This is a genomic window from Paenibacillus sp. DMB20, from assembly GCF_000987955.1.
Taxonomy (GTDB): Bacteria; Bacillota; Bacilli; order Paenibacillales; family Paenibacillaceae; genus Paenibacillus_AQ.
The window spans coordinates 14307-27176 of record NZ_LAZU01000055.1; the positions used below are offsets into that span (position 1 = coordinate 14307).

The following is a 12870-nucleotide window of genomic DNA, read 5'->3' on the forward strand; positions in this document are numbered from 1 at the left end:
ATTCCGCATGGAAGAGAAACCTTCTTGCCGAGAAGCTGTTGCTTGCGGATAGAGAGAGCCGGTGCCCGGAATGCCGGCTTTCTTTTTCGATTGCAAAAAACGTTTGACAGACCGAGTCATTGAATTTAAAATAGCCTATAACATACTAAACAGGTAGGAATTATAAAGTTTGTTCTCACCGTATGAACGGAGGAACACCCGATGGATTGGCAGGCACGGCCATAGAGGCTGGCTTGACCCTTGTCCTTTGGGGGTTGCTCCGTTTTTTTTCGCCTTCTGATCCTGTTTGGCAAAGAAAAATAGGGGAAGTGATTCCATATGAAAAAGGGTTTGAAACGAGGAGTTCTCATTGGCATGGCGGTGATGATGGCGGCAGCTTTGGCGCCTGCGGCGGGGATAAAGCAGATAAGGCGGCAGCGGACCAGGATGGAGGCAAGGCATCGGGGGCCGGAGTGAAAAACGTGGAATTGCTGAACGTATCCTATGATCCGACCCGGGAGTTGTACGAAAGCTACAATAAGGCGTTTGCCGCATACTGGGAGCGGGAAAAGGGGCAGAAGGTGACGTTTAAGCAGTCGCACGGCGGTTCGGGCAAGCAGAGCCGGGCGGTGATCGACGGCCTGGAAGCGGACGTGGTCACCCTGGCGCTAGGCTATGACATCGACGCAATCCGGCAGGCAGGGCTGATTGACGAGGGCTGGGAAGGCGAGTTTGAGCATAACAGCGCGCCTTACACGTCCACGATCGTTTTTCTGGTAAGGAAAGGGAACCCGAAAAGCATCCAGGACTGGCCGGATTTGATCAAGGATGGGGTCGAAGTCATTACCCCGAATCCGAAAACCTCCGGGGGCGCGCGCTGGAACTATCTTGCCGCCTGGGGGTATGCGCTGAAGGCGAACAATAACGATGAGGCGAAGGCCCGGGAATTCGTGAAAGAGCTGTTTACCCATGTGCCTGTACTTGACAGCGGAGCGCGAGGGGCTACCACGACGTTTGTGGAGCGGGGAATCGGGGACGTGCTGCTGGCCTGGGAAAATGAAGCCTACCTTTCCATTAACGAGCTCGGTCCGGATCAATTCGAAATCGTGAATCCTTCGGTCAGCATTTTGGCGGAGCCGCCGGTGGCCGTCGTTGACAAAATCGCCGACAAGCATGGAACGCGCGAAGTAGCGGAGGGCTATCTTAAATATTTGTACAGCGAGGAAGGCCAGACCATAGCCGCTAAAAATTATTATCGGCCCACGTTGGAAGCGGTAAGCGGGAAATTCAAGGATCAGTTTCCGGCGATTGAGCTGTTTACGCTGAAGGATGTGTTTGGAACCTGGGAAGAGACGCAGAAAAAGCATTTTGACGACGGGGGCATTTTCGATCGGATTTATGTGCCCGGCAGCTGATCGGAGAAAGGATGTGCAAAGAATGGCTTCGCTACGGACCAAGAGCAGAACGCGGCGCAGGGTCATCCCCGGCTTCGGCATCGGGATGGGATTCACCGCGTTTTACGTGAGCCTCGTGGTGCTTGTGCCGCTGTCGGCGCTGCTGCTGAACCATACCGGCTTGACGTGGGATAAGTTTTGGGCGATCGCCGTTGATCCCCGGGTGTTGGCTTCCTATCGGGTCAGTCTCGGGACGGCGGCCATGGCCGCCTTGGCCGACACGATCCTCGGCCTGCTGCTGGCCTGGGTTCTGGTCCGCTACGACTTTCCCGGCAAAGCGATTTGGGATGCGTTGATCGATCTTCCGTTTGCGCTGCCAACAGCCGTGGCGGGCGTTGCGCTCACGGCGATCTATTCCTCCAACGGCTGGGTCGGGTCGCTGCTTGAGCCGCTGGGCATCAAGGCCGCGTTCACGCCGCTCGGCATTACGCTGGCGCTCATGTTTATCGGCATTCCGTTCGTGGTTCGAACCGTTCAGCCGGTCCTGCAGGATGCCGAACGGGACGCCGAAGAAGCGGCGGCTACGCTGGGAGCCGGGCGTGGCGGACGTTTCGTTTGGTCATCTTCCCTGCGCTTATTCCGCCGCTGCTCACGGGATTTGCGCTGGCGTTCGCGCGGGGGATCGGCGAATACGGCTCGGTGGTGTTCATATCCGGCAACATGCCGATGAAGACGGAGATCGCTCCGCTGCTCATCATGTCGAAGCTGGAGCAGTTCGACTACGCAGGCGCGACCGCCGTCGCTTTGCTGCTGCTGCTCATCTCGTTTGTCATGCTGTTCGGCATCAATCTGCTGCAGCGCTGGACGAGGAAAACCGCACGTTAAAATCGAAAGAAGGGGGAGACATCATGGCAGGAACCGTACCGGTGACGGCACGCGAATCGAGGGTAGGAAGCGAACCGGTGACAGGACGCGAATCGAATGAAGGAAGGGAACGGAAAACGGTATCCGAACCGGTATCCCCGCGACCCGGAAAATCCATGCCTTCACCGGCAACCGCGGAAAAACGGTGGGTGAAGGTTACCCTGATCAGCCTGGCGGGAATCGTCCTGCTGTGGCTGATCGTGCTTCCGCTGTTCACCGTGCTTGCGGAGGCGCTGAAAAAGGGCTGGGATGTCTATGCCGCGGCGTTGTCCGATCCCGATGCCTTATCCGCCCTTCGCCTGACGCTGCTCGTGGCGCTGCTGACCGTCCCGCTGAATGCGATTTTCGGGGTGATCGCGGCCTGGACCATCACCAAGTTCAGCTTTAAGGGAAAGGGCCTGCTCATTACGCTGGTGGATCTCCCGTTTGCGGTGTCGCCGGTCATCGGCGGCCTGATCTTCGTGCTTGTCTTCGGGCGGCAGGGCTGGCTGGGGCCGTGGCTGGACGCCCATGATATCAAAATCATTTTCGCTCTGCCCGGCATCGTTCTCGCAACGCTGTTCGTAACCTTTCCGTTTGTGGCGAAGGAGCTCATTCCCCTGATGGAGGAGCAGGGAACGCAGGAGGAAGAAGCCGCCGTTACGCTCGGCGCCGGGGGCTGGCAGGTTTTTTGGAGAGTAACGCTTCCCAATATCAAATGGGGCCTGCTCTACGGCATGATTTTGTGCAATGCAAGAGCCATGGGGGAATTCGGGGCCGTTTCGGTCGTATCCGGGCATATCCGGGGAGAGACGAACACGCTGCCGCTGCACGTGGAAATCCTGTATAACGAGTACCAGTTTCAGGCTTCGTTTGCGGTGGCTTCGCTGCTCTTGCTGTTAGCGCTGGTTACCTTGATCCTAAAGGAATGGTTAACGCGAAAAAGTGCCCATTGACAGGGGTTTCCAGACCATGCTAAGTTTAATTCATACTATGTGGGTTGGAAAAGGGTGATTAATGGGGACGCGAACGGGTTCCCACGAAGCTTCGAGTCCTCGGAAGAACGTAACGGGCAAAACAGATATCGTCGCCTTTTGAAGAACGGCGGCGTCGCTGCAACATGAGCCATTCAAATACAGGGCGTTAGGCCCCGGCAAAGGAGGCGGTATCCATGGCAAAGCCTTTAAAAGTGGATGATGCGTGGCTGGAACGCATTGCGGGTCTGCTGAACGACATGGAGTTCGGTTCGCTGCATATCGTAGTGCATGAGGGGCAAATCGTTCAGATGGAACGCACGGAGCGCAAGCGTTTTGGAAATACGCCCTCCGGTGCCGATTCGCCGGAAAAATCCACGCGTTCCTCAACCCGGCAGCATGTTCGCCGGCCGGGGGAGAAGCAGCAGAAGTAATCGAATTATCCGGACATCCCGGTAGCCATGTTTCCCGCATGTTAATGGTGATCTAACGCGGCATGGTGGTGCATAACACGTAATGGATGAGCTAACGCAGCCTAGTAGTGACATAACGCATTAATGTTGGGCTAACGCCGGATGATGGTAGGGGACACTGGTTCCGCTATTCCTTCGAAAACCCCTCTTTTTTCAGTCTAACGGACACAGATTCCGCTAATTACCGGAAACGAACTATAAAATGAAGCGATATGCCCAAATAACGGAACGTAAGTCAGCGACAGCGACAGTTGCCTGAAAGGGCTATTTACCTCAAATAACGGAACGTATGTCCGAGGCGATGCCCGGATCGCTGTTTACCCCAAACAAAGGGAGTCGCTGTCAGTTCTTCGTAGCCCTCTGTTTAGCTCAATCCGCTTGCGGGCAGGTCATAGGGGTTATCTTCATACCGCTGGCACCAAGAGCATGCTGCCTTCTCGTACCGGGTTACGGATTGGGCGGGGACGGTACGGCGGGTTCATTATCCCGTCCGAGCCGGCGGCTTGCCGTTTCCTTGCGGCCGGTAGCGGGGACGTGGCGGCCCGCTTTGGCGAGGCCGAACACGGGCATGTTGTTGTACAACGCCTCATGCTGTCCTTTTTGGACGATATACGTTTCGTGATAAATGCCGACCGTTCCGTCCGTGCCGATATTGCGGTTGAAATCTCTCCAGGCGGCTAAATGTTCGGCGCCATGCCGGGCATAATGCTCCAAATCCTCGAAAGACTTCCAATACTGAATCAGCGTGGCTCCCCGCGGCGAAAAGTGGTAGGTGCCGTCCAGAAAGCCGATTTCCCGGTTCGCGTAAAGTTCGCGAATCATCGGCGGCATCGATTTGAAAACAGGGAGCCATTTGTGGACCGCCCACGGGCGGTTGATCCTCATCCCGATAATAAACACGACAAAAGCATCATCCATCTCGGCCGTATAGCGGCCCGGAATTACTTTACCCAAACGTTCGTCCTCCTCAATTCCGATTCTCGATCAATCCAAGCTGGGTGTCATAAAAGGCGGAAATCCGGTCTGAAGCATAAAGCTGGGCGGTGAGAAACGCGCCGTAAAACACGGTGAAAAGAAACTGAACCGCGTCCGGTACGGAAATCCCGGGTTTCAGATGGCCAAGCTCCGCCGCCTCCTCCATGCACCGCTGAAAAAGAGCGAACATATCCGGCGACTCGCCCCCGGCTTCCTCCCGGCCCGGGAAAAGGAGCAGCACCTCGGCCTGCGTCATTTCAGGCATGCATGGATGCATTTTCATCTCCGCCAGAAAGGCGATCAGGCTGGGCATGATCCCGGCCCGGTCGCGGGCCTCCTTCGCCACGCTATGGCATACATGGCGCACGGCATCAAAGCCCTTAAGCCCATGTTCTTCGATTTCAATGATTCGTTCGGACAACCAGACCCGCATGTAATACAGCAGCAGATCTTCTTTTTTGCGGAACAGATTAAAGAACGTCACCTTGGATACTTCCGCCTTGCGGCAAATATCGTCCAGCATCACTTCACGGAACATCCGGTCCCCGATCAGGGATAGGGCGGCTTCGTAAAGGGCTATTTTGGTTTTGGCTTTTTTCAGTTCCCGGAGGGGAACCTGGGACAGTTCCATAGGTGTATCTCCTGCATCTTAGTTTTTAACTTCTGTAAATAAATTTATCCGAGTTAATTTATTTTGTCAAGGTAAAGTGAAATGAGACGGGTATTCCGAATTTGCCGTTCGCAAGCGAAAAGGGAAGGCGAGCAGCAACAGCAAAAAGAAGCCCTAAAGTCAGCGGCTGACCTAGGGCTTCTTCATCCGTCTGTCCTTAAAAGGCTTCTAAAAAACTCAGCTCCGTTTTCTGCCGCCATGTCCGGCATCGCGGGTCGAAAGAACGCTGTCCGGATGGGAATTCGGGTGTTTTCCATGGCTATCTCTTTGCGGGTCGGCCACCGGCTGCCCCGCGTACAGCTCCCGCAGTTCAGGGTGGCCCGCATATGGCCGCTCTTTCCGCGAAGGAGCGGTGTTGAACCAAAAGCCGGTCAGATACAGCATGATCTGGGTGGCCAACGTGTAGGGCGAGGCTTCCGGCCAGAACAGGAGCGGCAAAGCGGCGGCCGCAATAAGCAAATGCAGAACATAAAAGACGACGTTCTGCGTTTTCCGCTTGGAATCCATCAGCAGACGGTAAAACGACAGGGTAGCCGTCATGGCGGACAGCCAAAGGCACCACGCCTCCGGACGGCTCCAGCCGCCCGGCTCACGAAGCACGGACACGAAGTCGAACGTCCAGAGAAAGGCCGCAGCAAAGGTCAGGCCGGGCACGGCCGGCCTCAGGATCTGCCACAGGCCAATGCCCCATCCCGGGCTCTCGATGCGCCTGAGAAGCTCGCTGCGCTCGCGGACAAGCCGATTGGTCTCCCGTTCCAGCGATCTGCTGAGCAGCGGAAGGCGCGAATCGTCGCGATCCCGCAGGTAGGCGTCAATCTGCTCCAGCAGGTCGGATGTCAGCCGGTCCGCCGCTTTGCATTCCAGCAGGAGTCCGGCCAGCGTGTCCTCGTCGACGGCGATCCCGTCCTGCCGTTCCGCGGCAGCGGCCAACGGACCGGCAAGCTGGGTATAAAGCGTCAGCGACTGCCTTATTCGTTCCAGCGTCTCGGTTCTCACGGCCTGAAGCCGGGACGCGCTGTATATGTATAAGCCCAGGAATACGGCCGCCGCCAGCAGTGCCGCAAGCAGGCCTTCCATGGAGCCGAAAAAGCGGTCAATCCATTCCGCAAGGGACAAACCGATCCCTCCTTAGTTATTCTACTTTTCACTATTGCACAAGAAGGAAGGGATTTCAAGACAAGCTGAAAAAAGCTCCATATTCAGGGTGGCAGGCAATTGGGTAAGTAAATGGCAGAGAAGGAACGACAGGAGGGACGTACTTGTGGAATTGGGAATGACTGCCGTTAAACTGGTGATCGGTTTTTTCGGGTTATGGCTGCTGACGCGGCTCCTGGGAAAAAAGGAAATTACCAACCTCACGCCCTTTGACTTCATTTCTTCCCTTTTGCTCAGCGATATCGTGGGCGAAACCCTGTATGCGGAGGATATCCGGTACGGCGAACTCGTTTTTGCCCTGGCGGTATGGTTTTCGCTGTCCTATGTCTTTGAGAAGCTTACCCAGTACGCCAAAAGGCTGCGGGGTCCCCTTGAGGGAACCCCGTCGGTGGTCATCCGGAACGGGGAGGTGGATGTGGAGGAGATGCGGAAAAACAAGATCGATTTCGAACAGCTGACGATGCTGCTCCGGCAAAAGGAAATATTCACGCTGCGCGAGGTCGCCTATGCCATTTTCGAACCGAACGGGTCGCTCAGCGTTATGAAACATTCGGCGTACGATACGGTGGAACGGGGAGACCTGGGACTGCCGGAGGAAGAGGCTTGTTTATCCCATTGCCTTGTGGAGAACGGGGAAGTGAATGAAGACAAGCTCAGCAAGTTAGGGAAAGATAAAAAATGGCTTCTGACGAAGCTGCGGGAGCAGAACATAAACGACTTTTCCGAGTTGGCCTACGCGGAATGGATGGAAGGAAAGGGGATGTTCGTGATGCGGCGCTGCAATAATTTTTAGGCTTGGGCCGGTGAAAAGGATCTTAAAATGTGCTTGCAAACGAAGAGGTCCGAATTTATAATTTTCCTTAGGGAAACATTTTAAGTTATGGGCAAGAAAAGGCGGGGCAATCGATCAGCAGATCTCTCGAAAGGCCGAAGATGATATTGAAGGAAATAAAATATACATCTTTAAAGGGAGCGGATTCATGTGAAAGATCAAACGAAAATTTCAAAAGGCCCTATACAGCGGGCTAAGCTGACTATGAGTTATGTGATCTTGCTCTTGCTGGCGGCTTAACCGTCGCATCCCGGCTCCGGAAATCAAACCAGGCACTTCACGGAAAAGATGCAGAGGATTCTGACATTGAGCACATTTCAGGGCCGTTCATAACAAATCGCAAACAGGGTATGCCTTTAAGGTTTTCAGGCCTTAGGCATACCCTGTTTGTTTTTTTAAGATAACCGAAAAACATAACCCCGTCTGCTTTTGCATCGATCCGAGATTGCCGAATTCCGTTCGCATAACCGACGGCGGCCTTCCCGTGAAGCAGCGAATGGTTCGGGCACGCCGGGATTAGTTTCCTTTTTCCACTAAAGCTTTATAGGAATTGTACTCATGAATGGCGAAGCCGGAAAAGGAGGCGTGATCGGCGGCCATCGCTTCAACCAGCTGCAGTTGGCGATCCATAAATTCGGCACTCTCTTCATAGAAGGTGATAAATGCCCCTTCGGAGCTCTGCTTCGTTTCAACAGCGATCACCGCTTTTTTGCCCAGCTCATCCGCTTCCTTCAACTCGGTGGCAGCCAGACTGTAAATATTCGATGCCTGATCCCGGTAAGCCATAATGGCAACGGCATCCACTTTGGATAACAGCCAGCGGCTCATGGACGCGGATTTGTCGGGCAGGTTATATTTATGGAGCCAGAAAGGGATGTCGGCCGTAACCGGCAGGTTCAGGGGGCGCAAGCCATCGACAAGGTAGCTTATGCTGCTCTGCCATTGAGCAATCACGGAGGCCTGGTCCGTTTTCCATTGACTGAGGACATGAGGCTCGATATCGAAATGAATGCCTTTAAAACGCTCCGACGGAGCGGCGGCGTTTTGGTAATCCGTCGTCCATTTGATAAAGGCATCCACGCGGTAACGTTCCGACTCCAGCGACCAATTGGGGGCGCCGCCGAGTGCATGAACCTCCATGCCGCGTGCGGTGGCTTGCCTGATGAAGCTTTTATAATACTCGGGCTTTACATCCCGGTTCATCTGAACATAAAAGACGTTGATTCCGTTCACGTCGGCAAAAGAAAGAATGCTTTCGGAGGAATCCTTGATGAGAGAGGCGTTCCATAACCATGTGGCCTTTTGCGGAGGCTGCGCCTGTACGGTTTTGGAAGGCAGGGACAAGCCGGCAAGGAATAACAGACAGCAGGCTACCCGTAGGAAGATACGGTGATTGCGGTAGTTTATCATTGGCGTATTTCTCCTTACATACGTTGGATTGGTAAGAGCAAGGAATAGGGGCATGGATATGCATTTCGCTATAAATGGACATGTATATATGGAAGGAGGACGTTAAAGGCAGGTTTTTTACGACATTTTTCACAAATATGCATGCATAAATACTATCGGTGATAATTTAAGTTAATGACATAGGTCTTTAGTAATGTTGTTTCGAGAAATTATGAATGCTTAAGGTTTGAAAGATGCGGATTAAGGATAAGTAATTAAGGAAGCGGGGCTTTCGGACGCCTTGAATAACCGGATTTCCAAGGAAAGGCCGATATCGTCATTACAGCCTGAAAGGGGTAGCATTTTATGAAGGTAGCAGTTGTCGGAGCATCGGGCACGATCGGAAAGCGGATCGCGGAGGAGGCGGTCCGGCGGGGACATGAAGTGACCGCAGTCGTCCGTAACCCCGAGAAAATGCAGGATTTTAAAGACCGGATGAATGTCGTCCGGGCAAGCGCGGTGGACCCGGATTCGATTGCCGAAGCGGTTAAAGGCAGCGATGCCGTCATCAGCGCGTACGGGCCCAGATTTGGGGAAGAGGAAGAGCTGTTGGAGGCGGCCCGGGCTTTGCTGGAGGGTGTCCGGCGGGGCGGCGTCTCCCGTCTGCTCATTGTCGGCGGGGCGGGAAGCCTGATCACGGACAGCGGCAAGGCGCTGATGGATACGCCCGGATTTCCGGGAGAGTTCCGCACGCTTGCCATGGCCCATGGCGACGCTTACGGCATATACAAGGAGTCGGATATGGATTGGACCTATCTCAGCCCCGCAGCCATTATCGAGCCGGGGCGGCGGACCGGGCAGTTCCGGATCGGAACGGACCGTTTAATTACGGATGAGAGCGGGGACAGCCGGATCTCCGCGGAGGATTACGCCGTGGCCATGATTGATGAGCTGGAGGATCCTCAGTTTACCCGGGCGCGGTTTACGGTGGCTTACTGATGCTGGCGAAGCGGATTGCGACCGGAGAAGCCGGTTTCGCAGGCTTGCTGTTTTTTGGATGTGTCGCGCACGGCCATCGTTCCCTCGAAGGATGATGATGCGGCCTTCCGGTTGACTGCAGGATGTTTTGTTTTGGAACAAGGGACGCCTTAACCTCGATACGGCGGAAATGGCCCGTCCGAGGAACGGCGTCTTTTGGCATGCGTGGATTTCCCGTCTAACCGAATGAGCCGGTAGTGCGTCTTGCATCCCTTGCGCGGTATAATGTGGAAAACAGATAAGACTCCGAATCCTCTTGTTCGGATGGCTGGCATCGACGCATTTCCGTCAGTCGGGATAGACGCGTTTGAAGGGGCCGAGCATGGAGGGGCAGGGACGGCAAGTGAACGCAAACGGGGGTTGGGGAAGCTTACGGCAAAGGAGCTGAGTATGGATGTACATCGTCGATTCGGAACAAATGCGGGAGCTGGACCATCGTGCCATTCACGGGCTTGGCATTCCGGCAGCATCGCTGATGGAGACAGCGGGGAAAACCATAGCGGAGGAGGTGCTGGCTCTATGCCGGGAACGGCGAGGAGGAAAAGCGGCCGGGGAAGGCCTCTTTTCGTCGCATGGCATTGCCGGGGATGCCTCTACGCACCTGGAGCGGGCCGCGGAGGAGCACTGGCTGGTGCTCGCGGGCAAAGGCAACAACGGCGGCGACGGTGCCGCCGCCGCAAGGCATTTGCGTGAAGCGGGGGTCCGCGTCACGCTGCTTTATGCGACCGAGCCGTCGTCCCTGACCGGCGAGGCCGCCCTCCAGCGGGACGCCGCGGCAGCGCTCGGCATCCCGCAGCTTGTCCACGGCCGGGAGGAGGCCGTGGATTACCGCGCGTACACCGGGATCGTGGACGCGCTGCTTGGAACGGGCGCGTCGGGCGCGCCCCGCGGCGCTTACGCCGCGATGATCCGGGCCGCGAACGAGAGCGGCCTGCCGATTGTGTCCGCGGATATTCCCAGCGGACTTGACGCCGACACCGGCATGCTGCACGAGCCCTGCGTTCGGGCATCGGTGACGGTATGCCTCGCGTTCCTGAAGCGGGGCCTCGTCCAATATCCCGGCGCAGGGGCCGCCGGGCGGGTGGCGGTGCGTTCCATCGGCATCCCTTCGTCCCTTTGCCGGGAACAGGGGGTACCGGTGTTTCTGCTCACGCCTGACGTTATTCGCGAAGAGCTTGAAACGGACCCCGAGCTTCCCCGTTCGCCGGAAGGCCATAAAGGAACGTACGGCCATGTGCTGACGGTCGGCGGAAGCCGTACCATGAGCGGCGCGGGCCTGCTTGCTTCGCGGGCTGCGCTCCGGGCCGGCTGCGGGCTGGTTACTTGGGCTCTGCCCGAGGAACTGCTGCTGCCCATGTCCGGCACGGCTCCCGAGCTCATGCTGGCTCCGGCGGCAGCGGCTGGAGACGGGTCCTGGGACGAAGCTTCCGCCGGACGTGTGCTGGAACTGCTGCAGAGCCGGGATGTTCTTGCGGCAGGCCCGGGTCTCGGCCGTTTCGAAGGAGACGGCAGATGGATCCGGCGCCTCTGGGAAGAAAGCCATGCTCCGATGGTGGTGGATGCGGATGCCCTCAACGCCCTGTCCGCAACAGAAGATTTTGCGGATTGGAAGCGAAGAACAGCGGATACCGTGCTGACGCCTCATCCTGGGGAAATGGCCCGTTTGACCGGCAAATCCACGGCGGAAGTGCAGCGGGACCGAATCGGCACGGCGATCCATTTTGCGGTCCGTCATGGAGTGACGCTTGTCCTGAAGGGAGCGCGAACGGTCATTGCGGCTCCTGACGGGAGGGCATATGTCAATGTTACGGGACATCCCGGCATGGCTACCGGCGGCATGGGGGATGTGCTGACCGGAATCATAGCCGGTCTGCTCGCTCAGGGCTTGTCCGGCCCCCAGGCCGCTGCGATCGGTGTTAGGCTGCACGGACTGGCCGGCGAAAGAGCGGCGCGGCTCCGCGGACATTCCTCATCCGTCACGGCCGGTGACGTCATCGAAGCCTTATAGGCAGGACGGCCGATGCCGAGGCAAAACCAACGCCAAAGCCAACGCCTAATAAACAACCTTCGCTTCTCCTGGGAAAACGAAGGTTGTTTATCTTGCTGCTCCCGCTCGGGCCCGATTCTCAATTACAGGATGGCCCAGCAGAGAAGGGGGACGACGAGCGCAAAAAACAGCGTGAGCAGGGACTGGCCTGTAAAGAACGTTTTCCCCCACAAGTACATCATGAGCATAAGGACTCCAGCGGCACCGCGGATCCAAAGGGTGCTCGGGCTCCCGTCCGCAAGCAGCGCGAAGAAGAGAAAACCCGCAGCTCCGTAAAGGGTCGCCTGCTTCATTTTGCTGAGCGATGGAATAAACGAGATGACGGCGTCCGCCGCAAGCGAAGAGGTAAGCGCGTAGCCGTAAACCCAATGCTCCAGGGGAATCGACGCCCCAAGGATGGATGCCGGCCTGGCCGCACCCTGCGGCCACATCCAGGAAACGATGGTGAGCAGCAGCAAAATGGAGCCGGCACAGGCCAATTTATTGAGCGCATACAAACCCATGTCCATCCGGCCGTTCGAGTTGCTTTTTACGGAATTCATATGTGTTATTCCTCCTTAACGGCAATTGTTTCGGTTTTGTGAAAATGTCCTCTGCCAGAGGACTTTTCACTTGAAAAACAGCCTGTGACGGATTCTCACGACCGTGTATTCATGTTAAAATGAAAGCGGAATCAGGAGCGAAACTGATTGCCAACATCACCTGCGGCTAAGATCTTGCCGGCCCCTGAAAGCTACGGGAGCAAATCCTCGGCAGGACAATGGCTGCCGGTTATTCCCAGGGAGGTCGAGCGTTTATGTTCGAGTGTTTTTCGGAGATGCAAAATGTCGTGAATCAAACCAACACCCGTTCGGATCTGGATCAGGAAGGCGAGTATTACCGCCTGGAGTTCGGTTGTCAGCGGTTCAAGCACATTACGGATTTGCCGGATGCGGAACAGTACAGCGTCAAAGCCGAACCGTCATTTTTGCGATGGATGTGGTGGAAGCATTAAGGAAAAACCGATAACAATACTGAATCTGGGGCCCGGAGAAATCCGGG

At 56.1% G+C, this 12870-nt stretch carries 11 protein-coding genes and 2 pseudogenes; 8 read left to right on the top strand and 5 right to left on the bottom strand.

Features of this window, described 5'->3' with window-relative positions; all coding sequences use genetic code 11:
* Nucleotides 1-318: 318 nt before the first annotated feature.
* From XI25_RS30225 to XI25_RS30240, 4 genes and pseudogenes are all read left to right on the top strand, one after another.
* Nucleotides 319-1394, top strand: a pseudogene (locus XI25_RS30225) (sulfate ABC transporter substrate-binding protein).
* 22 nt (nucleotides 1395-1416) lie between these two features.
* Nucleotides 1417-2258, top strand: a pseudogene (cysT, locus tag XI25_RS30230) (sulfate ABC transporter permease subunit CysT).
* A gap of 155 nt (nucleotides 2259-2413) precedes the next feature.
* Nucleotides 2414-3232 carry a sulfate ABC transporter permease subunit CysW gene (gene cysW, locus XI25_RS30235; RefSeq protein ID WP_046681574.1) on the top strand — a complete coding sequence of 273 codons (819 nt, stop codon included), beginning with the start codon at nucleotides 2414-2416 and terminating at the stop codon, nucleotides 3230-3232.
* Between the two features lie 215 nt (nucleotides 3233-3447).
* A complete protein-coding gene (locus tag XI25_RS30240; RefSeq protein WP_046681539.1) occupies nucleotides 3448-3684 on the top strand; it encodes a YezD family protein in 237 nt (78 codons plus the stop codon).
* Nucleotides 3685-4170: 486 nt separating this feature from the next.
* On the opposite strand, the gene XI25_RS30245 is transcribed toward XI25_RS30240, so the two are convergent.
* The 3 genes from XI25_RS30245 to XI25_RS30255 all read right to left on the bottom strand — a co-directional run bounded on the left by XI25_RS30245 (nucleotide 4171) and on the right by XI25_RS30255 (nucleotide 6484).
* The gene (locus XI25_RS30245) at nucleotides 4171-4677 is read right to left on the bottom strand and encodes a DUF4188 domain-containing protein (RefSeq protein WP_046681540.1); all 507 of its coding nucleotides are present in this window, start codon (nucleotides 4675-4677) and stop codon (nucleotides 4171-4173) included.
* Nucleotides 4678-4690: 13 nt separating this feature from the next.
* A complete protein-coding gene (locus XI25_RS30250; RefSeq protein WP_046681541.1) occupies nucleotides 4691-5329 on the bottom strand; it encodes a TetR/AcrR family transcriptional regulator in 639 nt (212 codons plus the stop codon).
* Between the two features lie 216 nt (nucleotides 5330-5545).
* Nucleotides 5546-6484, bottom strand: a complete 939-nt coding sequence (locus XI25_RS30255) for a hypothetical protein (RefSeq protein WP_152669258.1) — start codon at nucleotides 6482-6484, stop codon at nucleotides 5546-5548.
* Nucleotides 6485-6629: 145 nt separating this feature from the next.
* Here XI25_RS30255 and XI25_RS30260 point away from each other — a divergent pair, with 145 nt between their 5' ends.
* Nucleotides 6630-7316 carry a YetF domain-containing protein gene (locus tag XI25_RS30260; RefSeq protein WP_152669259.1) on the top strand — a complete coding sequence of 229 codons (687 nt, stop codon included), beginning with the start codon at nucleotides 6630-6632 and terminating at the stop codon, nucleotides 7314-7316.
* A 555-nt stretch (nucleotides 7317-7871) separates the two neighbouring features.
* Here XI25_RS30260 and XI25_RS30265 read toward each other — a convergent pair.
* Complete coding sequence (locus XI25_RS30265) at nucleotides 7872-8765, bottom strand: hypothetical protein (RefSeq protein ID WP_046681542.1); 894 nt, start codon at nucleotides 8763-8765, stop codon at nucleotides 7872-7874.
* Nucleotides 8766-9110: 345 nt separating this feature from the next.
* Here XI25_RS30265 and XI25_RS30270 point away from each other — a divergent pair, with 345 nt between their 5' ends.
* Together XI25_RS30270 and XI25_RS30275 are read left to right on the top strand one after the other, a co-directional pair.
* Nucleotides 9111-9743 (top strand): NAD(P)-dependent oxidoreductase, encoded by a 633-nt coding sequence (locus tag XI25_RS30270; protein WP_046681543.1) that lies wholly within the window; start codon nucleotides 9111-9113, stop codon nucleotides 9741-9743.
* 433 nt (nucleotides 9744-10176) lie between these two features.
* Nucleotides 10177-11790: a bifunctional ADP-dependent NAD(P)H-hydrate dehydratase/NAD(P)H-hydrate epimerase gene (locus tag XI25_RS30275; protein ID WP_046681544.1), complete on the top strand. Its 1614-nt coding sequence runs from the start codon at nucleotides 10177-10179 to the stop codon at nucleotides 11788-11790.
* A gap of 122 nt (nucleotides 11791-11912) precedes the next feature.
* Here the strand turns inward: XI25_RS30275 and XI25_RS30280 are convergent, their stop codons facing one another.
* The gene (locus XI25_RS30280; RefSeq protein ID WP_046681545.1) at nucleotides 11913-12371 is read right to left on the bottom strand and encodes a hypothetical protein; all 459 of its coding nucleotides are present in this window, start codon (nucleotides 12369-12371) and stop codon (nucleotides 11913-11915) included.
* A gap of 254 nt (nucleotides 12372-12625) precedes the next feature.
* Between XI25_RS30280 and XI25_RS30285 the strand changes: the two genes are divergently transcribed.
* Nucleotides 12626-12823 carry a hypothetical protein gene (locus XI25_RS30285; protein WP_046681546.1) on the top strand — a complete coding sequence of 66 codons (198 nt, stop codon included), beginning with the start codon at nucleotides 12626-12628 and terminating at the stop codon, nucleotides 12821-12823.
* The last annotated feature ends 47 nt before the right edge of the window (nucleotides 12824-12870 follow it).

Coding starts and splice junctions, on each gene's coding strand:
- XI25_RS30270 (WP_046681543.1), top strand. CDS start 9,111: ATGAAGGTAGCAGTTGTCGGAGCATCGGGCACGATCGGAAAGCGGATC.
- XI25_RS30280 (WP_046681545.1), bottom strand. CDS start 12,371: ATGAATTCCGTAAAAAGCAACTCGAACGGCCGGATGGACATGGGTTTG.
- XI25_RS30250 (WP_046681541.1), bottom strand. CDS start 5,329: ATGGAACTGTCCCAGGTTCCCCTCCGGGAACTGAAAAAAGCCAAAACC.
- XI25_RS30285 (WP_046681546.1), top strand. CDS start 12,626: ATGTTCGAGTGTTTTTCGGAGATGCAAAATGTCGTGAATCAAACCAAC.
- XI25_RS30275 (WP_046681544.1), top strand. CDS start 10,177: ATGTACATCGTCGATTCGGAACAAATGCGGGAGCTGGACCATCGTGCC.
- XI25_RS30240 (WP_046681539.1), top strand. CDS start 3,448: ATGGCAAAGCCTTTAAAAGTGGATGATGCGTGGCTGGAACGCATTGCG.
- cysW (WP_046681574.1), top strand. CDS start 2,414: ATGCCTTCACCGGCAACCGCGGAAAAACGGTGGGTGAAGGTTACCCTG.
- XI25_RS30265 (WP_046681542.1), bottom strand. CDS start 8,765: ATGATAAACTACCGCAATCACCGTATCTTCCTACGGGTAGCCTGCTGT.